General features: G+C 66.4%; 16 protein-coding genes. 5 read left to right on the top strand and 11 right to left on the bottom strand.

The window, feature by feature from the left end:
• The first annotated feature begins 57 nt into the window (after window positions 1-57).
• A complete protein-coding gene (locus QP997_RS04750) occupies window positions 58-2,079 on the top strand; it encodes a vWA domain-containing protein (protein WP_284846385.1) in 2,022 nt (673 codons plus the stop codon).
• 240 nt (window positions 2,080-2,319) lie between these two features.
• Here the strand turns inward: QP997_RS04750 and QP997_RS04745 are convergent, their stop codons facing one another.
• The 3 genes from QP997_RS04745 to QP997_RS04735 all read right to left on the bottom strand — a co-directional run bounded on the left by QP997_RS04745 (window position 2,320) and on the right by QP997_RS04735 (window position 6,960).
• Window positions 2,320-4,590, bottom strand: coding sequence for a 3-hydroxyacyl-CoA dehydrogenase NAD-binding domain-containing protein (locus QP997_RS04745; protein ID WP_284846384.1), 2,271 nt, complete (start codon window positions 4,588-4,590; stop codon window positions 2,320-2,322).
• Between the two features lie 105 nt (window positions 4,591-4,695).
• Entirely contained in the window at window positions 4,696-5,925 is a 1,230-nt protein-coding gene (locus tag QP997_RS04740) for an acetyl-CoA C-acetyltransferase (protein WP_070758530.1), read from the bottom strand.
• Between the two features lie 129 nt (window positions 5,926-6,054).
• Entirely contained in the window at window positions 6,055-6,960 is a 906-nt protein-coding gene (locus QP997_RS04735) for a class I SAM-dependent methyltransferase (RefSeq protein WP_284846383.1), read from the bottom strand.
• Between QP997_RS04735 and QP997_RS04730 the strand changes: the two genes are divergently transcribed.
• Entirely contained in the window at window positions 6,960-8,147 is a 1,188-nt protein-coding gene (locus QP997_RS04730) for a glycosyltransferase family 4 protein (protein ID WP_284846382.1), read from the top strand. The genes QP997_RS04735 and QP997_RS04730 overlap by 1 nt on opposite strands.
• Here QP997_RS04730 and QP997_RS04725 read toward each other — a convergent pair.
• From QP997_RS04725 to QP997_RS04715, 3 genes are all read right to left on the bottom strand, one after another.
• Entirely contained in the window at window positions 8,144-9,940 is a 1,797-nt protein-coding gene (locus QP997_RS04725; protein WP_284846381.1) for an MmpA family trehalose lipid delivery protein, read from the bottom strand. The genes QP997_RS04730 and QP997_RS04725 overlap by 4 nt on opposite strands.
• Before the next feature lie 83 nt (window positions 9,941-10,023).
• Window positions 10,024-11,229 (bottom strand): cell envelope lipid trafficking protein PgfA, encoded by a 1,206-nt coding sequence (gene pgfA, locus QP997_RS04720; RefSeq protein WP_284846380.1) that lies wholly within the window; start codon window positions 11,227-11,229, stop codon window positions 10,024-10,026.
• A 210-nt stretch (window positions 11,230-11,439) separates the two neighbouring features.
• Window positions 11,440-11,574, bottom strand: a complete 135-nt coding sequence (locus tag QP997_RS04715) for a hypothetical protein (protein WP_284846379.1) — start codon at window positions 11,572-11,574, stop codon at window positions 11,440-11,442.
• Between the two features lie 43 nt (window positions 11,575-11,617).
• Between QP997_RS04715 and QP997_RS04710 the strand changes: the two genes are divergently transcribed.
• Complete coding sequence (locus QP997_RS04710) at window positions 11,618-12,775, top strand: acyltransferase family protein (protein ID WP_284846378.1); 1,158 nt, start codon at window positions 11,618-11,620, stop codon at window positions 12,773-12,775.
• On the opposite strand, the gene QP997_RS04705 is transcribed toward QP997_RS04710, so the two are convergent.
• From QP997_RS04705 to QP997_RS04695, 3 genes are all read right to left on the bottom strand, one after another.
• Complete coding sequence (locus QP997_RS04705) at window positions 12,685-16,518, bottom strand: DUF3367 domain-containing protein (protein ID WP_284846377.1); 3,834 nt, start codon at window positions 16,516-16,518, stop codon at window positions 12,685-12,687. The genes QP997_RS04710 and QP997_RS04705 overlap by 91 nt on opposite strands.
• 49 nt (window positions 16,519-16,567) lie before the next feature.
• Window positions 16,568-16,777, bottom strand: coding sequence for a DUF2613 domain-containing protein (locus tag QP997_RS04700; protein ID WP_012359452.1), 210 nt, complete (start codon window positions 16,775-16,777; stop codon window positions 16,568-16,570).
• A gap of 98 nt (window positions 16,778-16,875) precedes the next feature.
• Entirely contained in the window at window positions 16,876-17,442 is a 567-nt protein-coding gene (locus QP997_RS04695) for a universal stress protein (protein WP_284846376.1), read from the bottom strand.
• 76 nt (window positions 17,443-17,518) lie between these two features.
• Between QP997_RS04695 and QP997_RS04690 the strand changes: the two genes are divergently transcribed.
• The gene (locus QP997_RS04690; protein WP_284846375.1) at window positions 17,519-18,736 is read left to right on the top strand and encodes a glycoside hydrolase family 3 N-terminal domain-containing protein; all 1,218 of its coding nucleotides are present in this window, start codon (window positions 17,519-17,521) and stop codon (window positions 18,734-18,736) included.
• A gap of 163 nt (window positions 18,737-18,899) precedes the next feature.
• On the top strand, window positions 18,900-20,630 hold the full coding sequence (locus QP997_RS04685; RefSeq protein ID WP_284846374.1) for a VanW family protein: 1,731 nt from the start codon (window positions 18,900-18,902) through the stop codon (window positions 20,628-20,630).
• 85 nt (window positions 20,631-20,715) lie between these two features.
• Here QP997_RS04685 and QP997_RS04680 read toward each other — a convergent pair whose 3' ends face one another.
• Both QP997_RS04680 and aceA read right to left on the bottom strand, forming a co-directional pair.
• Complete coding sequence (locus QP997_RS04680) at window positions 20,716-21,204, bottom strand: carboxymuconolactone decarboxylase family protein (protein ID WP_284846373.1); 489 nt, start codon at window positions 21,202-21,204, stop codon at window positions 20,716-20,718.
• Between the two features lie 177 nt (window positions 21,205-21,381).
• A complete protein-coding gene (gene aceA, locus QP997_RS04675; protein WP_148791782.1) occupies window positions 21,382-22,674 on the bottom strand; it encodes an isocitrate lyase in 1,293 nt (430 codons plus the stop codon).
• Window positions 22,675-22,677 lie beyond the last annotated feature (3 nt).

Genomic DNA, 22,677 nt, shown 5'->3' with positions numbered 1-22,677 from the left:
GTGGGCGGTTGCTTCCTGCTAACTTTGAAAGCCAAAGTAAGGGAAGGAAGCAAACACATGCGAGCGAGACACCAGCACGCAACGCCACGGGAAGCCAGCACGGCGCCCGCAGCAACGACCCGCCCCGAGCGTAACCCCGGCCTTTCCGGCCGGGTGCACAGCAGCGCTAAGCACCGCAGCGCGATGGCCGTCGCCATCGCGCTGTTGCTGTCTCTAGCCGGGATCGTCGTCCCCTTCGAGCAGCCACAGGCCGCGGCGGAAGCCAAGGACATCCCGCCGACCATGCTGATCCTCGACGCATCCGGCTCCATGATGGCCCGCGACGCGGGCGGCCAGACCCGCCTGGACGCGGCGAAGGAGGCGTCCAAGAACTTCTCCCGCTCTGTCTCCAAGGACTCCGAGCTGGGGTTCATGGTCTATGGCACCAAGGTCGGCAATTCCCCGGAGGAGCGGGAGGCCGGCTGTAAGGACGTCACCACCTTGCTGCCCGTGGGCAAGGGCAACGCGGGCAAGATCCCGGGCGAGGTGGACAAGGTCAACGCCTCCGGCCACACTCCCATGGGCCCGGCCCTGAAGCAGGCCGCCAAGGAGCTGCCTAACGAGGGCGAGCGTTCCATCGTGCTGGTCTCCGACGGTGAGGACACCTGCGCCCCGCCGCCGGTCTGCGACGTCGCCAAGGACCTGCACAAGCAGGGCATCGACCTGACCATCAACACCGTCGGCTTCCTGGTCGACCCGGCTGCCCGCAAGGAGCTGCAGTGCATCGCCGAGGCCGGTGGCGGCGAGTACTTGGACGCTAAGGACGCCGAGTCCCTCGCCGAGTCCATGAAGGTTCTGGCCACCCGCACCGCCCAGACCGCGGAGTCCAACGCCCCGGAGATTAAGGGCGGGGACGACGAAGCCTCGGCCGCCGAGGTGCCGGAGGACGTCGAGCTCTTCTCCACCCCGCTGCGTGAGAAGTCCGGTGGCGCGAAGGACGACGAGGACGGCGCCGAGTACTTCAGCACCCCCATCGCGGAGGGGGAGCGGCTTGCGATCGGTGTGGCCACGATGCCGCCGCCGTCCCAGGGCAGCGCGCTCGGCCACGGTAAGAACTTCTCGGTGAAGATCGAGGTCGACGAGCCTCTGTGCTACCTCGCTAACGATAGCGATGTCGGAATCATTGACTCCAACGGCCCGTTCTTCGCCTCCTGGACCACGCAGCAGGCCGGCGAGGACTGCCCCGCCGGGGACTTTCGCTTCAAGGTGGTGCGCAACAGCGGCCCGTATAAGGGCAAGGAGATCCCCGCGGAGGTCACCATCAAGCGCCTGCCGAATGAGGACCTCTCTGAGGTTCCGGAACCCTTCGCGAAGGACGATGACCGCAAGGAGCCGAGCGCTGCCGGCAAACCCCGCAAGGTGATACCAGGAGCATGGTTCGACGACGCCACCGAGCTGAACCCGGACGCCAAGGAGACCGTGAGCGCGGACATCGTCCCGGGTGAGGCTCACGTCTACAAGATCAAGACCGACTACGGCCAGCAGCTCCGCGGTGGGATCAAGGTCACCAGCGAGCCACCGAAGGACCATTACGCAGAGATCAAGCAGCTGGACATCAACGTCCTCAACTCCGCCCACCAGAAAGCGGCGATCGCGGAGAGCGTGCACGTCCGGGAGGGTGAGTCCAAGGCCTTCGGTAACCCCGTGCGCGTGAACTACCGCAACATGGTGGGTGACGGGAAGGAACAACCGAGTGACGTCGAATCCCAGAAAGCCTGGCTGGACGGCGAGCAGTACATCGTGATCTTCCTGAACAAGAGCCTCAAAGCTGGCGCTAACCGCGACATCAGCAAGGAGAAGAACGCCACCGCCACCTACGAGCTCACCACCGAGCTGGTGGGGGAGAAGATCCCTGGCCCGAGCTTCGAGAAGGTCTCGAATGACACCGAGATCGAGGAGAGCGAGAAGGCCGAGGAGCCGGAGGAGACCGAGCAGGCCGCTGCTGAGGAGGATAGCTCCATCAACTGGTTCCTGATCGGCGCGGGCGTGCTCGTGGTGCTGGCCGTGGCCCTGGTGGCCCTGACCCGTCGCGGCCGCTAGAGGTCACGGTGCTGGAGCTAGCAGTGCTCAGCGCTAGCGCCCGACGTTAGGGACAAGGCGGGCGGCAGCTCTCCGCCGCCCTGCACCAGCCCAACCGGAGCCAAGCACAACGAAGCCCCGGCCCTGCCACTGAATCATTCTCAGTGGCAGGGCCGGGGCTTTAGCCGTGCCCTGGTGGTACCAGAGGAGTACCAGAGGGCTAGTCGCGGGAAGTCCTGAAGAGCTCCCCGCACCCACCTGCTAGCTCTTCAGGGAGTCCAGCGGGGTGAAGCGCTCGCCGTACTTCGCGGCCAGCTCCTCGGCGCGGGCGACGAAGCCAGCCACGCCGGTGGTCGGGTAGTCCCCGCCGTCCACATCAGCCTTCTTGCCCTCCGGCAGCGCAGCGGCGGCCGGGCGAGCGTAGTTCTTGATGTACTGGCGGGTACCGCCGGTCCAGGCCGGGAAGCCGATGCCCATGATGGAGCCGATGTTGGCGTCCGCATCGGACATCAGCACGCCCTCGTCGATGCACTTCTGGGTCTCCAGAGCCTCGGCGAAGAGCATGCGCTCCACCAGGTCGACCAGGACCGGGCCCTCGGCGGAGATGGACTCCAGGCCGTGGCCGGCGGTCGCGGACTCGGCGTCCGGGACGGTGACGGACCCGCCGCCCAGCTCGTCCCACAGGCCGCGCCACAGACCCGTGCGGCGGCCCTCCTCGTTGTACTCGTAGAAGCCCTTGCCCTCGAGCTTGCCCGGGCGGTCGTAGACGTCCAGCATCTTGTCGACGATCTCGGTGACGCCACCGTCGTCGACGGAGATGCCGGCGGCCTCCTGCGCGGCCTTCGTCTCGGCGCCGATCTTGCGGGCCAGCTTCAGGTTCAGCTCATCCTGCAGCTGCAGCGGCGGTGCCGGGTAGCCAGCCTGGCGGCCAGCTGCCTCGATGACGGCCGGGTCGATGCCCTCGGCCAGCATGCGCATCGCCTCGTTGAGGAAGAAGCTGATGACGCGGGAGGTGTAGAAGCCACGGGAGTCGTTGACGACGATCGGGGTCTTGCGGATCTGGCCGGTGAAGTCCAGGGCCGCAGCCAGGGTCTCGTCGGAGGTCTCCTCGCCCTTGATGATCTCCACCAGCGGCATCTTGTCGACCGGGGAGAAGAAGTGGATACCGATGAAGTCCTTCGGGCGCTTCACACCGGTAGCCAGCTCGGTGATCGGCAGGGTGGAGGTGTTGGAGCCCAGGACGCAGTCCTCCGGCACCGCTGCCTCGATCTCTGCCCAGACCTTGTGCTTGAGCTCGGTGTTCTCGAAGACCGCCTCGATGACGATGTCACAGTCGGAGAGGTCGGCGTAGTCCACGGACGGGGTGATCCGGTCCAGCAGAGCCTTCGACTTCTCCTCGGTGGTCTTGCCGCGCTTCAGCGCCTTGGCCTCCAGGCCCTCGGAGTAGGCCTTGCCCTTCTCCGCTGCCTCCAGCTTGATGTCCTTGAGGACGACCTCCATGCCGGCCTTCGCAGCGACATACGCGATGGCAGCACCCATCATGCCGGCGCCGACCATGCCCAGCTTCTTGAACTGCTTACGCGGCACGTCCTTCGGGCGGGAGCCACCACCGTTGCAGTACTGCAGGTCGAAGAAGAAGGCCTGCATCATGTTCTTCGAGGTGGAACCGGTGACGAGGTCCACGAAGTAGCGGGTCTCGACGCGGGTGGCCTCCTCGATGTTCTTCAGCTGCAGACCCTCGACGGCTGCGGCGAGGATCGCCTTCGGCGCCGGCATCGGCGCGCCCTTGATCTGCTTGGTGACGTTGGCCGGGAAGGACGGCAGGAACGCGGCCAGCTTCGGGTTGGTCGGGGTGCCACCCGGGACCTTGTAGCCCTCGGTGTCCCACGGCTGCTTCGCATCCGGGTTTTCCTTGACCCACTTCTTCGCGGCGTCGAGCAGCTGATCGGCCGGCACGACCTCGTCGATCAGGCCGGTCTTCAGTGCGTCCTCGGCGCGGAACTGGCGGCCGGTGGTCAGGACCTTCATCAGTGCGTCCTGCAGGCCCAGCATGCGGGTCACGCGGGTCACGCCGCCACCACCCGGCAGCAGGCCGAGGGTGACCTCTGGCAGGCCGACCTTCAGGCCCTTGGCGTCGGAGGCCACGCGGTGGTGGGTGGCCAGAGCCAGCTCGAGGCCTCCGCCGAGCGCGGTGCCGTTGATGGCTGCTGCGACCGGCACGCCCAGGGTCTCCAGGGCACGCAGGTCGGCCTTCATCTGGTCGATCTGCTGGGTCAGCTCGGCGGCATCCGCCGGGGTGGCCTGGATCATGGCCTTGATATCGCCGCCGGCGAAGAAGGTCTTCTTCGCGGACGCGATCACAACACCCTTGACCTCGCCGGCCTCGACGGCCTCCTTGACCTTCGCCACGGTGGCGGTGAGGTCGTCCTGGAAAGTGGTGTTCATGGTGTTGACCGGAGCGTTCGGGTCATCCATCGTCAGGGTGAGGATGCCATCAGCGTCGACATCCCACGCGAACATGTTGTTGCTCATTGATTCTCCTGTATTCGAATCTTGCAGTGAGGCAGTGCTCTTCAGCGCTGAGTGGCTTCAGTGCTGACAGCGACTGCAGTGCTTGAACTGTCGGGTGTCGATCGCTTAGACGCGCTCGATGATGGTGGCCACGCCCATGCCGGCTGCGACGCACAGGGTGATCAGCGCGTAGCGGCCGCCGGTGCGGTGCAGCTCGTCGACCGCATTACCGGTGATGATCGCGCCGGTCGCGCCCAGCGGGTGGCCCATGGCGATCGCACCACCGCTGATGTTGAGCTTCTCATCCGGGATGTTCAGCTCGCGCTGCGCGCGCAGGACGACGGAGGAGAAGGCCTCGTTGATCTCCCAGACGTCGATGTCCTCTGGCTTCAGACCAGCCTTGGCCAGCGCGGCGCGGGAGGCCGGTGCCGGTGCGGTGAGCATGATGGTCGGCTCCACGCCGGTGGTGGCGACGGAGACGACGCGAGCGCGCGGCTCGAGGTCCATCTCCTGACCCGCCTTCTCGGAGCCGATGGCCAGCAGGGCTGCGCCGTCAACGATGCCGGAGGAGTTACCCGCGTGGTGCAGGTGGTTGATGCGCTCGAGCTGCGGGTACTTCGTCTGCGCGACGGCGTCGAAGCCGCCCTGGTCGCCGATCATGGCGAAGGCCGGACGCAGGCCGGAGAGGGACTCCACGGTGGTGCCCTGACGGATGGTCTCGTCGCGGTCCAGCAGCACCTGGCCGTTCTGGTCCTTGACCGGGACGACGGTGCGGTCGAAGCGGCCCTCCTCCCAGGCCTTGGCGGCGCGCTCGTGGGAGCGGGCGGCGAAGGCGTCGAGGTCCTCGCGGGTCATTCCGTCGAGGCTGGCGATGATGTCCGCGGAGATGCCCTGCGGGATGAAGTCGTTGTAGAAGTTGGACTCCGGGTCGAGGGCGAGGGCGCCGCCGTCGGAGCCCATCGGCACGCGGGACATGGACTCCACGCCACCTGCGAAGACGAGCTCATCCCAGCCGGAGCGCACCTTCTGTGCAGCGAGGTTGAGGGCGGTCAGGCCGGATGCGCAGTAGCGGTTGACCTGCAGGCCGGTCGCGGAGTACGGCAGGCCGGCGTTGAGTGCGGCGGTGCGGGCGATGTCCATGCCCTGGTCGCCGACGGGGGTCACGCAGCCAGCGATGACGTCGTTGATGCGCGCCGGATCCAGGCCCGGGTTGCGCTCCAGGATGGCCTCGATCAGTCCGCTGAGCAGGCTGACCGGCTTGACGGTGTGCAGGGATCCGCCGGGCTTGCCCTTTCCACGGGGCGTCCGGACGGCGTCGTAGATAAAGGCCTCAGGGGCGCCAGAGTTGCTCGTCATGACAGTCCTTTGGTTCCTATCGTTCGAGAAATGTGTCCTGCATCACTTTAATCTATTTCGGCCCGATAGTTGTACTTTTATTCTCTTCTTTTTAGGACGTCAGTTCCCGCCTCCCCGAGCTACCGCCAGCTAGGCCTTCCGGAACACCAGAACCAGATTGGATACCGCGAACTCCCGCAGCAGCGGAATCCGCACCATCCACCACGCCCACCAGGGGTGATAGCGCGGGAACGCCGCCACCAACTCAGCGCCGCCTGCGGCGGCAACCCGCTGGCCGTAGCGTAAACCATCGGCCGCGGAGACGTTGAATAGTGACTCGCTCCAGCGATTCTTCGGCGGCTTGCCCATCTTCTTCTCGTAGCGCCGCGCCGCGAACTCCCCGCCCACGTAGTGCTCCCACAGGCCTGTCTCGTGGCCGCCGAAGGGGCCGAGCCACACCGTATAGCTGTAGATCATCACCCCGCCCGGCTTGGTGACCCGCAGCATCTCATCGGCCATCACCCAGGGCTCCGGCACGTGCTCGGCGACGTTAGAGGAATAGGTGATGTCGAAGGCGGCGTCGATAAACGGCAGCTCCATCCCAGAGCCCCGCACCGAGGAGGCCAGGGTGATGCCCGCGGCTGCCATCTCGCCCACGTCCGGTTCGCAGGTCACATACTCCGCGCCCGCGTCGCCGAAGGCGACACCGAAGTAACCAGGCCCGCCACCGACGTCCAAAATCTTGGAGCCTGTGAGCTCCCGTCCCGTCGCGCCGCGCCACAGGGCCTCGATGAGCCCCACCGTGTCCTCGGCGAGGTGACCGTAGAAGATGTCGGGACGAGTCTGCTCATACCGGAAGTCCGAAAGCAGGCCCACCGCGCGCCGCAGGCTGGCTTTCGGGCGCCAGAAACGCAGGGTGGAATTGCCCGCGGGGGCGGTGAGGGTAGTGCTGATGCGCCGGAAGAAACGCCGGGCGGGGTGCGCGGAAGTCATGGAAGGAATTGTGACATAACCAGAAGTGTTTGGGGTCGAATCCGGGTAGGGTGTGATGCACAATGAGTCGTTCCCTAAAAGTAATTTTGCTGTGCTGGCGCGACACCAACCACCCGGAGGGCGGTGGTTCGGAGCGCTACCTCGAACAGGTGGGGCAGTACCTCGCCTCCCAAGGACACGAGGTGATTTACCGCACCGCTTACTACCCGGGGGCGAAGAAAACCGAGCACGTCCAGCGCGGCGGATACTGGCTGAAGTTCTCCCGCGCCGGGGGAAACTTGAGCGTCTACCCCCGTGCGCTCTTGGCACTGCTGGCGGCCCGGCTCGGCCTCCGGGTCGGCGCGATCGGGAAGATGGGTGCCCCGGACGTGGTCGTTGATACCCAAAACGGTGTGCCTTTCTTCGCCTCCCTCGTCGCCGGCGCCCCCACCGTGGTGCTCACCCATCACTGTCACCGTGAGCAGTGGTCCGTCGCGGGACCAGTGCTCTCCCGGATCGGCTGGCTCGTGGAATCCAAGATCTCCCCGCTGATCCATCGCCGCAACCGCTGGGTCACGGTCTCGCAGCCCTCGGCCGAGGAATTCGCCGAGCTGGGTGTGCCGGCCGAGAACTTCACGATCATCCGCAATGGCATCGAACCCGTGCCCGCGGCCGCACGGGGGCACAGTGCCCAGGATGGGGAGGACAAGCCCGTCTACCTGGTCGCGCTTTCCCGGCTCGTGCCGCACAAGCAGATCGAGCACGCCCTCGACTGCCTTGCCGCCCTGCAGCGGAACCACCCCAACCTGCGCCTGGACGTCATTGGCGACGGTTGGTGGTCGGAGAACCTACGCCGGTATGCCCAGGAACTGGGGGTGGACGGCAAGGTGGTTTTCCACGGCTACGTCAGCGAGGAGCTCAAGCACCGCATCCTGCAGCGAGCCAGCATCCACGTCATGCCCTCCCGCAAGGAAGGCTGGGGGCTCGCCGTCATCGAGGCGGCTCAGCACGGGGTGCCCACCGTGGGCTATGAGTCCTCCGCGGGCCTGCGGGACTCCATCGTCGACGAGGAAACCGGCCTGCTGGCCACTTCCCCGGGCGGGCTGATTAACGCCGTGGAGCACCTGCTGGACGACCCCGCTCTCTGCCGGCGCATGGGGCAAGCGGCCGAGCGGCGGGTCGCCCAGTACTCCTGGGAAAATACCGGCCGGGCCTGGGAGGAACTGCTGCACCAGGTAGCGGGGCCCCGGAAGGCCGAAGGGCAGCACTAGCTGGAGAGCTCGGCGGCCAGGGCGCGCCGACGCGCGTCACGTCGCGCCTGGCCCAGCGACCACAAACCCGCGCCCAGCGCGCCCAGCTGGGTGATCCAATACAAGACCATGCCAGCCACGGCGGGCGTGGAGGGCTGCTTGCTGCCAGCCCCGTGCGGCTGCGGGATCCGGTAGAGCTGGATGCCCTCGGCTTCGTCGACCATCGGGTACTCGGCGAGCAGCTCGTCGAGCTGCTGGTAGTCCTCCTCGTTGTTAGTCATCAGCGGCCGGTCGGCGATCACCCAGCCCACACCATTAGCAGCCAGCGTGTCCCGGCCCGCCATCGCGTCCTTGAGCAGTCGGATCGTATCCCGATCTCCGTCGACGAGCGTGCCGTCCACGATGAGGAACTGCGGATCCAGCGGCTGGCCCGGCAGCATCTTCAGCGCCGGGGTGAGGGTCGGTTCGCCGTCCTCACGCAGGCGGTAGTTGCCCGGCGGGAAGAGCAGAATCTTGCTCCGCGGAACGCCCGCGATCGTCTCCGCGAAGCTCGCCCACGCCGGCGAAATACGCTGCGGGGCAGCGGGAGAAACATCCGCGGGGTATCCCGGCACCGTCGCGATCACCAGCGCGCCGACGGCCAGGGGGACTACCCCGCCGAGCACTCGCGGGCCATTGGGGGAGGGCTCCGTGCTGGTGGATGCCGCGCGCTGTCGCAACCGCTCCAGACCCACGGCCAGCAGCAGGATCAGGCCCGGCAAAGCCAGCCCCACGAGCTTGTGGGTATCGCGGAATAACGCCACCCCTGGCACGTGCGCCACCAGGAAGCGCATCAGCGGCAGTCCAAACGGTGTTGCGAGCAGCAGGGGAACCGCGAAGGCCGCAGCGGTAAGCACCGCCACGCCCCGGTACACCCGCCACAGCTCCGCGAAGCCCCAGGCCGCGAAAACGAAGAGCGCGAGCCCCGCCAGCGCACCGAGCAGACCCCGGGAGGGCGGGATCGCGCCGGCGTTCCAGATGCCACCCAGTCCCAGCACCGAGACCACCGTGCCGAGCGGGCCATCCGGGCCCACCGCGAATGCCTCCGCGCCGTTGGCTGAAGACCGAGAGGGCGTGCCGTTGAACAGGGTCACCAGCAGCCAGGGGGTTGCCAGGGTGAGGCTGGTGAACAGCACCAGGGCGCGGGAACGCGCCGTCGGGCTAAACACCAGGGCGACGAGCGCGCCCAACACCAGCCCGGCCGGGGTCAGCCCCGCGAGGCTGATCAGCAGCACCTGCGGGCCCCGGAATCCCGTCGCCGCACAGTAGGCGATCGCGGGCAGCAGCATGACCGCCAGCGCCAGCGACCACTGACCCTGCAGCAGCCGCTCGATGACATACGGGTTCCACACCACGAACAGCCCGCACACCAGCTGGGCGGCCCGGTGGGCGCCCGCCATGTCGCGGGCCATCTTCACCGCGCCGAGGATTCCGCAGGCTGCCGCGGTCAGCACCATGGCCGCCGCCAACGTGGTCGCGGGGATGATGGGCGAGAAGACCGCGAGGATCGCATCCTGCGGCAACGCCCGCGGCGAATAATCCCCCTTGCCGAGGACCAGGTCATTGGCGCTGAGGTTGAAGGGCACCATCATGTCGCGGAGCATGAAAGCCCGGTCGCGGGAGGGGACGAGACCCCACCAAAAGGGCCACAACGTGCTGGCGGTGACCGCGAGGATAAACAGCCCCAAACCCCACGCCGGAACGCGCGGGAGGGGCCGGCCAGGCTTACCTGTGGCCAGTTCCCGCGTCGGCGTCGAATGAAGGGAAGAGCTCACAATACAAGTTTAAGCCCGCCCCGTTGCTGCGAAAGCAGAAACGGAAAGCGGGCTTAAAACGTCAGGTTTCTTGGGGTGAAGGCCTAGCTCTTACGCGGTGCGCGCTGCAGCCACAGGCCGACGAAGAGCAGGAACAGCCCCAGCAGGCCAGCGATGATCGGAACCGTGGTTCCCATCGTCTTGATGGTGCTCAGGCCTTCCTTGGCGGTCACCATCTGGCCCTCCTTGGACTTCTCGTCCCACTGCGCCGGCAGGTACATTGCGGTGCGCTTCGGGTTGGCCAGCTCGCGCTCCCGGTTCTCCGGCTTCGCGATCTCCTTGGCCTCCTCTTCATCCTGCGCGTAGAACATCCAGATCTCTTCGGCACCGTTGACGATCACGCCGGTCTCCGGCTCGATGCTGATCTTGCGGTTGACGGTGTAGTAGCGCTCCATCTCGACGTCCGGGCCGGCCTCGGACTCCTCGTCCTTGTCCTTGCTCTTCTTCGGGTTACGGATCTCGTCGTCCTTCAGTCCCCACACCTTCGCCGGGAAGGTCAGCTTCAGGGAAGCCAGCACGCCCTCCTCCGCGGCGGTCAGGGAGCCGTCGGACTCGAGGTACTTCTTCTGCGCTTCGTACAGCGGGGTCGGGTCGATCGTCTGCTCGAAGGTGTAGATCTTCTCGCCGCCCTGCTCGCCTTCGTCGACGAAGTCGATCGGGTTGGTGGTCAGGGTCTGGGCGTCGAAGTAGGGGTAGGACTTGCGGTCAGCGCCCATTGGGAACTGGTACTGCAGGCCCTTGCGGACGAACTCCGGCGGGGTGTAGCCCTCCGCGTCCTTGCCCTTCGGCGGGGCCAGGTTCAGGGAGGAGACCGGGTCGGTCACCGGCATCTGGGTCTTGCGGTCCAGGGTGACGCGGTCGATGGTGGCGGAGAGCAGGTTATCCGGCTCGCTCTTGTCCGTGCGGAAGACGGTTTGGCCGACCTCCAGGGTGACCTGCTTCTTGTCGCTCGGCTCCTGCGCGGTGGTGAACTTCTGGGTCTGGATCTCGACGTCCTTCAAGATGAAGCACGAGACTTCCTTGTCGTCCCCCTTGCACTCCGGACGGTTCTTGTTATCCCCCACGGGCTTGCCTTTCGCCAGCGCTCCCGAGTCGAGGAGGCGAGCCTCTACCGGCTCGGTGCTCGTCGTCGACACGACGTCCAGTGGCAGAACCTTGCCCTTAGGGACGACGTAGGTCGGAAGGGCGATCGCGAAGACCAGCAGCGCTGCTCCCAAAACGATCGAGATTAGGGAGATGGTTTTTCTCATATGGCAATTCCGTTCAGTGTCCTTGAGGCCTCTCTGCCCAGAGATCCCTCTTACAACAACGTGTTCGCCATACTTTAACCAAGAATGAAAGTATGTAAGGGGAAAGAAACAAAAAATTCTCTGGTTTTATGGCTATGCGCTGACTTTAGCCCTCAAGTACTCGCCGGAAGCTTAAAATGAACGGCCAGGAACCCGCCCGTCACGGTGGTTTTAATCCACCGGCGCGCCCATGATTACCTCGAGGAGGGTGAGTATGCGCTCTGCGTCCGCGTCGGAGAAGGCTTCAGAGACGGAGCCGTCCGCACCGTCCGCGACGTCGTCCAGCGCAACGTCCGGGGCCTCCATGACGTCGTCCTCGGGAACCGTGGCACCGTCGGGAATTGGTTCAGTGCCGACGACGGCTCACCCCAAGACCCCCTTCCTGCCCTCCCTGGAGGGGCTCCGCGCGATCGCGTGTTCGGGGATCATCATCACGCACGTGGCCTTCCAGACCGGCACGGACACTGGCTCGCTGATCAACCAGATCATGGCGCGCACGGACTTCTTCGTGCCCGTGTTCTTCGCCCTCTCCGGCTTCCTGCTGTGGCGCCGCCAGCACGTGCAATTCCGCAACCGGCGGGGCGTGGCCAGCTACTACGTCAAGCGCCTGGGGCGCATCATGCCGGCCGCCTGGGTGATGATGCTCTTCGTCTTCCTCTTCCTGCCGGTCGCCGATAACCCCTCAGCCAAGCAGATCGTGGAGAACCTGCTCATGGCGCAGGTCTACTTCGCCGACGGCCTGGTCGGCGGCATGACGCACCTGTGGTCGCTGTCCGTCGAGCTGACCTTCTACCTCGTGCTCCCGCTGATCGCCCTGCTGATTGGGAAACAGCCCCGCTGGCGCCGGGTGCTCGTCATCGCCGCGCTCGGGCTCATCAGCTACTACTGGGCCTTCCTGCCGCCCTTCACCGGGGAGCTGGAGCCGGGGCGGGTGAACCCGCACACGATGCCCCCGGCGTTCGCGGCCTGGTTCGCGATCGGGTTTCTCTCCGCGGAGGCGGAGGCCTGGGTGCTGGGCAACCCGGAGCGCAGCCGTCGGTTGGTGGCGGCACTGTACCGGCTGCGGCCGTTGTTTTGGCTGATCGCACTGGCGGCGCTGGTGGTGGCAGCTTTGGACGGCCCGCAGGGGTTGGTGCAGGCCACCCCGGCTGAATTCGCGCGCCGCACGATCTACGGTACGGTATTCGCCGCCGCTCTGATTACCCCCTATGCGTTGGCGCCGCGTTCGGCATTCCTCGAGTCCGCGCCCATGCAGGCGCTGGGGCGCTGGTCTTATGCGATCTTTTTGTGGCACATCGCGATTCTCTCGCTCGTCTTCCCGCTGCTTGGGGTTCCCATGTTTAGCGGCAACCACGTTCACACGGTGATCGTTTTGATCGCGACCTTCGTGCTGACCGTGCCAGTCGCCGCGCTGAGCTACGCCTTGGTAGAGGAACCCGCCCGGGTGGGGATCAACAAAATGTGGGCGAAATACACGGCGAGCACCACCGCCAGCAGCGCCAGCTGAACCACCCAGGAATCCCCGGCGTAGTGCCCGCTCGTCCAGGGGCCCTGCGCCGCGAACACGGCTGCCAGGAATGCGGCAGTACCGGCGATGATGTGCAGCACACCTCCGGTCGGCAGGGACCGAAGGATGGGGCGCGATGCAGCCCAGCGTTGCAGGGAGGGGCCGGCGAGCACCAGTTGCAGCAGGGCCAGAATCACCGCGAGCACCAGTCCCGGGAGGCCTGCCAGCAGGAACGCCAGGGTCGTGGTGGCGAGCAATGCCGCCCCGCGCTGGGCCCGGTTGAGCCCGGTGGCGCTGTAGCCTGCGGCAGTGGGCTCGGGCTGAGCCTCTTGGGTGGGCTCATCGGATGCCTCGTCGGCCGCCGCGGTGGCCTGGTTAGCGAGTGTCGCTGAAGCAGGCGCTGCTGGGAGACCCGCCCGGCTGCCCAGCCCGCGGCCGCGCCGCTCGGCCAGCGCCCAGGCCAGCACGACCGTGAGCGCCAGCATCAGTCCCGCAACTAGCCACGCCTGGTACAAGCCGGTGGCCGCGAAGCTGAGCGCGATCGTGCCGCCCACACCCGCGGGAACGACCCAGCCCTGCTGCCAGCCGTTAACAACCATCGGGTGCAGGCGGATCTCGCGGGCGCCCTCGGGGTCCTCCACGTGCAGGGTGGCCACCCGGCCTGAATTGGCATTGGAGGGCAGGAACACCACCCGCTGTTCCGAGGAGTGCCCCAGATGGAAGCGGTCATCACCGCCCGAGCCACCACTCTGGGACACCACCGGCAGAGGATTGGCTGCGGGAGCCTCAGAAACCGCCTCCGCGTACAGCGGTTCAGCCACGGAGAGAGCGGCCCAACGCGCCGTCGTGGCCAGGCGGTGACGTCCTTCCGACAGGGAGAGGCGCTCCCCACAGCGGTAATCCTCCCCGTCGACGCGGACCACCGCAGACTCCGCGCGCGGCCCGGAATCCTCGCAGTCAGCGGTGTGGAGCACCAACTCCTGGCCTGCCAGGTGCTCCGGCACCGTGAACTCCCGCACCATGGAGTGCTCCGGGATCTCCTGACCGAAGACGAAGCGATTGAGGTAGCGCGCCGAAGAACCTTGCAGCGCCGGGACGGTCGGCACACGCCGAGGCGTGACATCCTGGGCCGCCCCGGCGCCGTCCGTGGCGAAGACCTTGACCTCCGAGAATCCCACGTCCGAGAAGCTCCCCAGCAGCTGGAGGCGTACCCGATCGCCACTGCCACCCGGGATCGCGATGCGTGTGGCCTCACCGGCCTTGACCGTCACCGTCGTGCTGCCCAGCGGGCTATCCCCGGCATCGCTACGGAAGCTCTCGGCGTGGATGCGCGCATCCGAGCCCTGGGTGAGCAGGGAGACGCTGAGGCCCCGGTGCGGCTTGTCCAGCTCCAGTTCCAGGTACTGGCCGATCGCGCGCCCCGGGCTGGGATACCACGCGGTATCCGGGTTGCCGTCCACCGCGGCGGTGAGCGAACGGCGAGTATCTGCCCCACCGAATCCCGTAGGGTCCGCCGCGGTGCTGCTCGCCCGAACTGCGCCGCCGGTGGTGCGCACCTCAGTCAGCGGGTGCACGTCCTGGTTTGCCGGATCCGCTCCTTCTGCCACACTGGTCAGCGGATAGTCCCGCACCGGGTTAAGCACCCGCGTGGAGTCCTTGGGAGCGCGGATCTCGGATTCCGCGTTGGTCACGTTGCCGTAGTTGTGATCGCGCCGGGCGGGGGTGTCGGTGAGGGTCTGCGGGCCGCGTTCGGCGAAGGCATCCGCGCCCATGCCGGTTCCTGCGAGCTGCTGGTGGAGGACCCGAACGCGCGGAGTATCGGTGCGGCCCAGGGCGCGGTCGGCAGCATCCAGCCGGGGGAGGGCCTCGGGCCCCGCGTGGATGACCTCTACCTGTTCGGCAGCGATCTCCCGCAGCCCACCGGCCGGTTGTGGTGCGTCGCCCCCAGTCTGCTCGGGAGTGACGGCGAAGATGCGAACCTCGGGAGCCTTCTCATCTCCGAACGCCGCGACCTCACGGAAGCCACCCGAACGCCGCAGCGTGCGCAGCACCGAATGAGCCCCCGGGGTATCCGCGGCCACCGTCAGATCAGTGCGAACCAGCACGTGGCCCACGCCCTGGGAACGCAGGGTCGCAGCCAGGGTGGGCAGGGGTTGCCCGGAGTGAACCTCGCGCTGAATGCCGTCCAGCCCGCGGATGGCATCCGGCTGCACGAGCGGCACGGAGTCGCGCACCACCCACGGCACATCCAGCAGTGGCTGGGCGGGTTCGTCGCGAGTATTGCCCCAGGTCTGGCGCCCAAAACGCGCCTGCGGGAGCAGCATGACGCGCCCGTCTTCCGGCTGGGTACTGTTCTCATTCAGCCAGTCCGCGGCGGCCCGCCAGTACTGCGGCACGCCACGGAAACCGTCGGCTGGGGCGATCCGGCCGGACCAGCCGGGGGCGGTGGCCAGCACGGTCAGAAGTACGGCAGCGAACACCTTCACCACATGGGGGTTCTTCTCCGGGTGGCGCCACTGCTGCATCCCCGCCCGGTCTCGGCCGGGGACCCGCACGTGGGCCAATGCGTGGGCCACGCCCACCATCAGCGGCAGCCGCACCAGGACGTCGAATTTGTGCAGGTTGCGCAGCGCGGCACCAGCGCCGTCGAGGAAGGAACGCGCTCCGCCGGAGAGCAGGGAGAAGGGGTCCACCGCGACCCCGAGCGCAGCCAGCCCCACGCCCAGCATGCTCAGCCACACCCCGGCGGCTGGAAGATCGCGCCGGGCAAGCCCCCACAAACCGAGCAGCGCCACCGCGAGGGTGGCAAGGATGAATACCGGCTCGCTGACCAGGGCAGCGCCAGCTACGCGCTCGGAGGAGAGAAAGGGAACCCAGCTGGTTGTGCCCCGCAGGTTCTCCAGCAGATTCAGCCAGCGGGTGGTCAGCGAACTCGACTCGATGTAGTCCGTGAAAGGCGGGGAGTAGCGGCCCAGGATCAGCAGCGGGCCGACCCACCAGAAGCAGACGGCCAGGCCTGCGGGCACCCACCAGTGGCTGAAGTAGGCCACCTGCCCCCGGGAGTCGCGGCGCAGCCAGGCGACGAGCCAGAAGATCACCGCCGGCAGGATTGCCACGGCGGTGGCCACCGCGTTGACCGCGCCCATGCACAGGGCTGCCACTGCGCTGCGCAGCGCGGCCCGGCGCAGCAGCACCTTGTCCGCGGCGCTCAGGGCACGGTCAGTGGAATTAGCGGTGGAATCGCCGCCGGCACCAGCACCAGCCCCGGCTCGCGGTCGCAGCGCATCGACGAGCGGCAGCAGCACCCACGGAGCGAGCGCGCACACCCAGGCCTCGGAGGAAATCGCGCCCAAGGTGGTGAGCACCCGCGGCGAGAGAGCGAAGAGCACGCCCGCCACGATGCGGGAGAAGTTGTTCCCGACCGGCAACCTTTCCAGCAGCCGGACAATCCCCGCGAAGGCTAGAAATAGCAGCAGTGCCCACCACAGGCGCTGGTTAACCCAGGCGGGCAGCCAGGAGAAGAGCGCAAAAAACAGACCATGCGGGAAGAGGTACCCGTAGGCCTGGTTCTGGAGCTGCCCCAGCGGGAAAACTTCAGTCCACGGCTGGAGAGCTTGGGAGAGAAAACCCCAGGGGTTCTGTATCAGGTCGAGCTTGGTATCAGCGACTTGCAGCCCAGGGGCTTGGAGAAAAGCGAAGGCCAGCCATCCGATGGCGCACAACAGCCACGCGCGGCTGCGCATGCTCGAGTGGACGGGGGCCTTCACCTAGCGGATAGCGTGCAGCGTTGAGCTAGCTCTCGACGCGGCCGCCGTACTGCACCGCACCCAGGAACGCGCTGTCCTGGTCGACGGCGACAGCCTCTGCGGAAGGCAGGCTCGTGTTATCGGCGGCAGCGCCAGCGCCAAAAGCGACGAGGCCACCGAGGATGGCGCCCGAAACGATAGCGGCGATGGCCGGGCCGGCGGTGCGGCGTGGTGCAGAGTCGTTTTCGAATGGCATGGGAATCCTTAAAAGCTTCGTCGTGGTGCCTCAGCTCCCCAAGAGGGGAGGAGCGGCATCGGGTGTTGTGGACTTATGTAGTGGTGAACCCCAAGTCCTTAGTCATCCTCGTTCGCCGGGACGATAAGCACTGGCCGACCAGCATTCTTCACGATGCTGTCGGAGACGCTGGACTGCAGGATGGACTTCCATCCGCTCAGCGCCCGGGAACCAGTGACGATGATGTCTACATCGAGCTCTTCTGCAGCGTCGACGATGGCGCTCCAGATGGCTGTTTCAGACTCTACCAAAAAGGGTTCGGTGGCAAAGCCGTTTTTGCGAGCAAACTCCACACCTTCCCGGCAGGTGGCCACAGCCTCGGAATATGCGGGGTCCTCGTTCTCGTTTTCCTCCGGCGAATCCACCGACCAATCGTGCTGCATCATCCCGCTCATACCCGCGGCACGGGCGGCCTGGCGGTGGATGGGCTCCCACACGGTGAGGATGTAGGCGTTATTCGCGGACAGGAAGCGCCCGGCGTAATCGATGGCCGCCTTAGCTTGCTCGCTGCCGTCGTAGGCAATGAGGACGGTATCGCCCTTCAGGCTGCCGGTGCTGCCTTCCTGCGCCTCTGGCTGCGGGGAGGGGGTGGATGCATCCTGGGCGGTCTGGGCGGGATCAGTCACGGTAGGCCTTCCTCGTTTCGGGTTGCCGGCTTCATGCCAACACTTGTTGCTCTTCTCCCCAGGTTAGTACGTTGGAATGATGACTTCCCGTCTTTCCCTTCTTCCTCGTTTCCGCAGTGGGACGGCGCGTCCCGCCGCCGCTGCTGTCCTGGTCACTGGTCTCAGCCTGGCTGCCGGCTGTTCTGCTGGGGACGAGGATCCCGCTTCCTCTTCCGCCCCGTCTTCTTCTATGACGACGACGTCCCCGGCCAGCGCCTCAGAGACCACGCCGCCGGCACCGCAGGTGCCGGCCGAGGAGCTCGCGCCGAAACTCCTCGCGGTCGGGGTGACGGACTTCGAGAGCGCGCGGGCGGCCGTGGACGCCGGGGTGCGGCACCTCTTCTTCGGGACGGGGTCGGACTTCAGCATGCTCAATGGGCAGGGCGATCCCGAGCGGAGCATCGCCGCGCTGCAGCGCCGGGCGGGGGAGCCGCTGCGGGTATCCGTCGACGAGGAGGGTGGGATGGTTCAGCGGCTCTCCGAGCTGATCGGCACCCTGCCCGCGCCCCGGGACATGGCTCGCACCATGACTCCTGAGCAGGTGCGGGACATGATGGCGGAGCACGGCCGGAAGATGGCTGAGCTGGGATTCACCGTGGACTTCGCCCCCTCCATCGACCTGGCTGGCGGCGAGAACATCGAGGACAACGCGATCGGCTCGCGTTCCTTCGGCTCCGACCCGCAGGTTGTGGCCCGCTATGCCCGCGCCTATGTGGAAGGCCTCCTGGACGCCGGTATCACCCCGGTGCTCAAGCACTTCCCAGGCCATGGCCACGCCAGCGGAGATTCCCACACCGGTGAGGTCTTCGTTCCGCCGGTGGAGCAGCTCAAGCAGGCTGACCTGAAGCCCTTCGCTGAGCTGCTGGAGATTCCGGGGGTCGAGGTGATGATGGGGCACGTCCAGGCGCCGGGGCTGAACCCCGACGAGCCGGCCTCAGTCAGCCCAGCCACCTATGGGTTGCTCCGCAAGGGCTGGGAGGGCTTCGGCGGCTACCAGGGGGTCGTCTATACCGACGACCTCACCGGGATGCGCGCGGTCACCGACCACTACCCAGGTGCAGAAGCGGTTGTCGCGGCCCTTTCCGCGGGCGCGGACCAGGGGCTGACAGCGGCCGGCGAATTCGACCTGACCGAACTCATTAACGCGGTGACCGAGGCGATCCGACGCGGGGAGATCGCACCCGAACAAGCCCAGCGCAGCGCCGAACGGCTCACCCCTCCTGCGCAAGAAACGGAAAACCCAGGCCGTGGATAGCCTGAAAACCCAGCGATAGTGCGGAAGTTAAAGACCTGAGAAAGTTCCTAGAAACGCTGGTCGGCCTATAGACTGTGCCTTATTGCTGGGTGCGGGAATCTTTACACGCTAGATGGAGCCGCACCCTGCCTATTAAGGAATCGAACTAGGAAGGTACGCCGTCATGGCGGCAGCTGCGAAAAAGAAGACTATAAAGCCGCGCCACAAGCGCCGCCGCTGGCCCCTGTTCGCCTGGGGACTCCTTATTCTCCTCGGCCTCGGCGGGGTCCTCTACGGAGTGGACTACGCCATGAGTGAGGGCAAGGTGCCCCGCGGCGTGACCGTGGGCGGGGTGGACATCGGCGGGCTGCCGAAGGACCAGGCGGAACAGCGCCTCGTCAATAACCTCGGCGACGTCGTGCGCCAGCCGGTGACCGTTAACGCGGGCAACATGTCCAGCATCGTCGACCCGCGCGACTCCGGCCTGCAGGTCGACTGGTCCAAGACCGTCGATCAAGCGGGGCAGCAGCCGCTGAACCCGATCACCCGCATCCGCAGCTTCTTCCAGACCCGCGAGGTCGGCATCGTCTCCCAGTTCCACGAGGGACCCCTCGCGACGACGCTGCGCCGCGTGACCGATGAGCTCACCCGCGAGCCAGAGAACGCGCACGTCTCCATCACGGAGAAGGGCAAGCCGAAGGTCGTCGCCGATAAGCCGGGACAGACCGTCAACCGAGACCTGGTCGACGCGCGGGTCCGGGAACACTGGCTGAACAAGGACCGCACCGTGCACGTCGACGCGGACGTCGTGAAGTCCAATATCCCGAAGTCCGCGGCGGAAGAGATGGTGGAGAAGGTCATCAAGCCGGCCACCAGCAGCGACGTCGTCTTCAAGGGGCGGGACCACGTGGACGGCACCCTGCGGGCAGAGGATATGGCGCATGTCGTCAGCTTCAACGAGAAGCCGGGCAAGGATCCGGGCACTGGCACCTTCGAGCCGGTGTACTCCACCGAGGCGGCGAAGAAGATCCTGCAGCCGCAGCTCGCCGAGACCGAGGTGGAGTTCCGCAACGCGGGCTTCAACTTCAAGGGCCGCGACATTGAGGTCATCCCGCACCAGGACGGCGTGGAGATCGAGTGGGATAAGACCCTGGGCGACCTGGGCAAGAAGGTGCTGGATGTAAAGCACCGCGAGCACAAGGTCTTCTACGAAGACAAGAAGGCCGAGTACACGACCGAGGAGGCCGAGAAGGCTCACTTCGACGACGTGGTCAGCAGCTTCACGACCCACGGATTCAGCGCCTCCTCTGGCGTGAATATCCGCCGCGTCGCGGAGATGGTGGACGGGGCTATCGTCCTGCCGGGCGAGACCTTCAGCCTGAACGGCCACACCGGGCCGCGCGGCAAGGAGCAGGGCTTCGTGGAGTCCGGCATCATCATCGACGGCCAGGCAGGCGAGGCCGTGGGCGGCGGTATCTCCCAGTTCGCCACCACGCTGTACAACGCCTCCTACTTCGCGGGCATGGAGGACGTGGCCCACACGCCGCACTCCTACTACATCTCCCGCTACCCGGCCGGCCGTGAGGCCACGGTCTTCGAGGGTGCGATCGACCTGCAGTTTAAGAACCCATTCGATACCCCGGTGCTGATCGAGGCCTCGGCAGGCTCGGATAGCGTGACCGTGCGGATGCGCGGCGTGAAGCAGGTTGAGGTGGAGTCCATCGCGGGATCCCGCACCAACCCTACGAAGCCGGAGGTCCGCAAGGGCAAGGGCGATAAGTGCATCCCGTCGGGTGGTGCGCCAGGCTTCACGGTCACGGATACCCGCGTGATCAAGGACCTGCGCGGCAAGGAGATCAAGCGCGAGACGCAGACCACGGTCTACGATCCGCAGCCGATCGTGCGCTGCGGCTAGCAGCGAAACAGTGATGGGCGCCCCGGGTGGGGCGCCCATTTTTTGTTCTCGCACGAGCGATGCGCAGTGGTGCGAGGGGCTGACCTTAGGAGTAGTTGGCCTCGTGGGGCGGGTGGCCGCTGGCGATGGACACGCGGTTGAAGGCGTTGATCGTGATGATCGCCCACTCCAGGGCGGTGAACTTCTCCTCACCCAGGGTGCGTAGTGCCCGGTTCTGGACGTCCACCAGCTCCGGGCCGCTGATTGTTCCGGTGGTGCTGCGGCCGATGGTTAACGCCTCGGCGAGCTCGAGGGCGATGCGTTCTTCCTCGGCGTAGACCTCGGCATCCTGCCAGCTGGGCAGGAGGTCGAGTGTGAGCTCGGATACGCCCGCGCGCCGGGCGGCGGGGACGTGCACGCTCAGGCAGGCGGGGCAGCCGTTGAGCTGGGAGACGCGCACGTTGACCAGCTCGGTGAGTGCGCGGCTGAGACCAGCGGCGCGTTCCGCGCGGCGGACGTGGCGGGTCACGCCGGCGAGTGCCTTATAAGTCTCGGGGTGGGTCTTGTCGAGGAATGGGCGTTGGGCGGGGCTCATGGCTTCCCTTCGTGCTCGAGCTGGGCGTTTGGGTTTCGTAATGGCGGAGGTTAGCGGAAAAACACGAAGCCGGGTGGGAAGCCACAGTGATGTGGTTCCCACCCGGCTGGGTGGTGCTAGCGCGCGGCCGTTGTTGTGGTGTGTGGTGGCCGGTGCGCTAGGCGGACAGTTCCGTGATTAGAACTGGCCCTCCTCGGTGGAGCCCTTCAGGGCGGTGGTGGAGGAGTTCGGGTCGACGGTGGTTGCGATGGCGTCGAAGTAGCCTGCACCGACCTCGCGCTGGTGCTTGACGGCGGTGAAGCCGCGCTCCTCGGCAGCCTTGAACTCGCGGTTCTGCAGGTCGACGAATGCGGTCATCTGCTCGCGAGCGTAGCCGTAAGCCAGGTCGAACATGGAGTAGTTCAGGGCGTGGAAGCCAGCCAGGGTGATGAACTGGAACTTGAAGCCCATTGCGCCCAGCTCGTTCTGGAACTTGGCGATCTCGTCTGCCTCGAGGTGTGCGGACCAGTTGAAGGACGGGGAGCAGTTGTAGGCCAGCAGCTGGTCTGGGTGCTCCTCGCGGACTGCCTCGGCGAACTTCTTAGCCAGCTCGAGGTCCGGGGTGCCGGTCTCCATCCAGATGAGGTCAGCGTACGGAGCGTATGCCTTCGCGCGAGCGATGCATGGCTCGATGCCGTTCTGGACGTTGTAGAAGCCCTCAGCGGTACGGCCGCCGGTCAGGAACGGCTTGTCGCGGTCATCGACGTCGGAGGTCAGCAGGGTTGCAGCCTCGGCGTCGGTACGTGCGACGACCAGGGTCGGGGTGTTAGCAACGTCAGCCGCCAGACGAGCAGCGTTCAGGGTGCGAACGTGCTGCTGGGTCGGGATCAGGACCTTGCCGCCCAGGTGGCCACACTTCTTCTCGGAAGCGAGCTGGTCTTCCCAGTGGGAGCCAGCGGCGCCAGCCTTGATCATGGCCTTCTGCAGCTCGTAGACGTTCAGAGCGCCACCGAAGCCGGCCTCACCGTCAGCGACGATCGGGACGAGCCAGTTCTCGACGGAGTCATCGCCCTCGACGCGAGCGATCTCGTCGGCACGCATCAGAGCGTTGTTGATGCGCTGAACAACGGTCGGCACGGAGTTTGCCGGGTACAGGGACTGGTCCGGGTAGGTGTGGCCAGAGAGGTTGGCGTCACCTGCGACCTGCCAACCGGAGAGGTAGACAGCCTTCAGGCCAGCGCGGACCTGCTGGACAGCCTGGTTACCGGTCAGTGCGCCCAGAGCGTTGATGTAGGAGTCGTCGCCCTTGTTGACGGCCTCCCAGAGGATCTCAGCGCCGCGGCGTGCGAGGGTGTGCTCCTCGAGGACGTTGCCCTGGAGCTCTGCAACCTGCTCAGCGGTGTAGTCACGCTTGACCTGTGCCCAGCGCGGGTTCTCGTCCCAGTCCTTCTGGATTTCAGCTGCGGTACGTGGAGTTCCGACAGTCGACATGTG

The organism is Corynebacterium sp. MSK039 (assembly GCF_030232315.1).
Lineage (GTDB): Bacteria > Actinomycetota > Actinomycetes > Mycobacteriales > Mycobacteriaceae > Corynebacterium.
The sequence above is the reverse complement of the archived record's forward strand: the minus strand, read 5'-3'. Positions and strand labels throughout refer to the sequence as shown.

Bases quoted from the DNA above. Each gene is read 5' to 3' on its own strand.
- QP997_RS04750 (WP_284846385.1), top strand. From the start codon at position 58: ATGCGAGCGAGACACCAGCACGCAACGCCACGGGAAGCCAGCACGGCG.
- QP997_RS04745 (WP_284846384.1), bottom strand. From the start codon at position 4,590: ATGAGCAACAACATGTTCGCGTGGGATGTCGACGCTGATGGCATCCTC.
- QP997_RS04740 (WP_070758530.1), bottom strand. From the start codon at position 5,925: ATGACGAGCAACTCTGGCGCCCCTGAGGCCTTTATCTACGACGCCGTC.
- QP997_RS04730 (WP_284846382.1), top strand. From the start codon at position 6,960: ATGAGTCGTTCCCTAAAAGTAATTTTGCTGTGCTGGCGCGACACCAAC.
- pgfA (WP_284846380.1), bottom strand. From the start codon at position 11,229: ATGAGAAAAACCATCTCCCTAATCTCGATCGTTTTGGGAGCAGCGCTG.
- QP997_RS04715 (WP_284846379.1), bottom strand. From the start codon at position 11,574: ATGGAGGCCCCGGACGTTGCGCTGGACGACGTCGCGGACGGTGCGGAC.
- QP997_RS04705 (WP_284846377.1), bottom strand. From the start codon at position 16,518: ATGCGCAGCCGCGCGTGGCTGTTGTGCGCCATCGGATGGCTGGCCTTC.
- QP997_RS04700 (WP_012359452.1), bottom strand. From the start codon at position 16,777: ATGCCATTCGAAAACGACTCTGCACCACGCCGCACCGCCGGCCCGGCC.
- QP997_RS04690 (WP_284846375.1), top strand. From the start codon at position 17,519: ATGATGACTTCCCGTCTTTCCCTTCTTCCTCGTTTCCGCAGTGGGACG.
- QP997_RS04685 (WP_284846374.1), top strand. From the start codon at position 18,900: ATGGCGGCAGCTGCGAAAAAGAAGACTATAAAGCCGCGCCACAAGCGC.
- QP997_RS04680 (WP_284846373.1), bottom strand. From the start codon at position 21,204: ATGAGCCCCGCCCAACGCCCATTCCTCGACAAGACCCACCCCGAGACT.
- aceA (WP_148791782.1), bottom strand. From the start codon at position 22,674: ATGTCGACTGTCGGAACTCCACGTACCGCAGCTGAAATCCAGAAGGAC.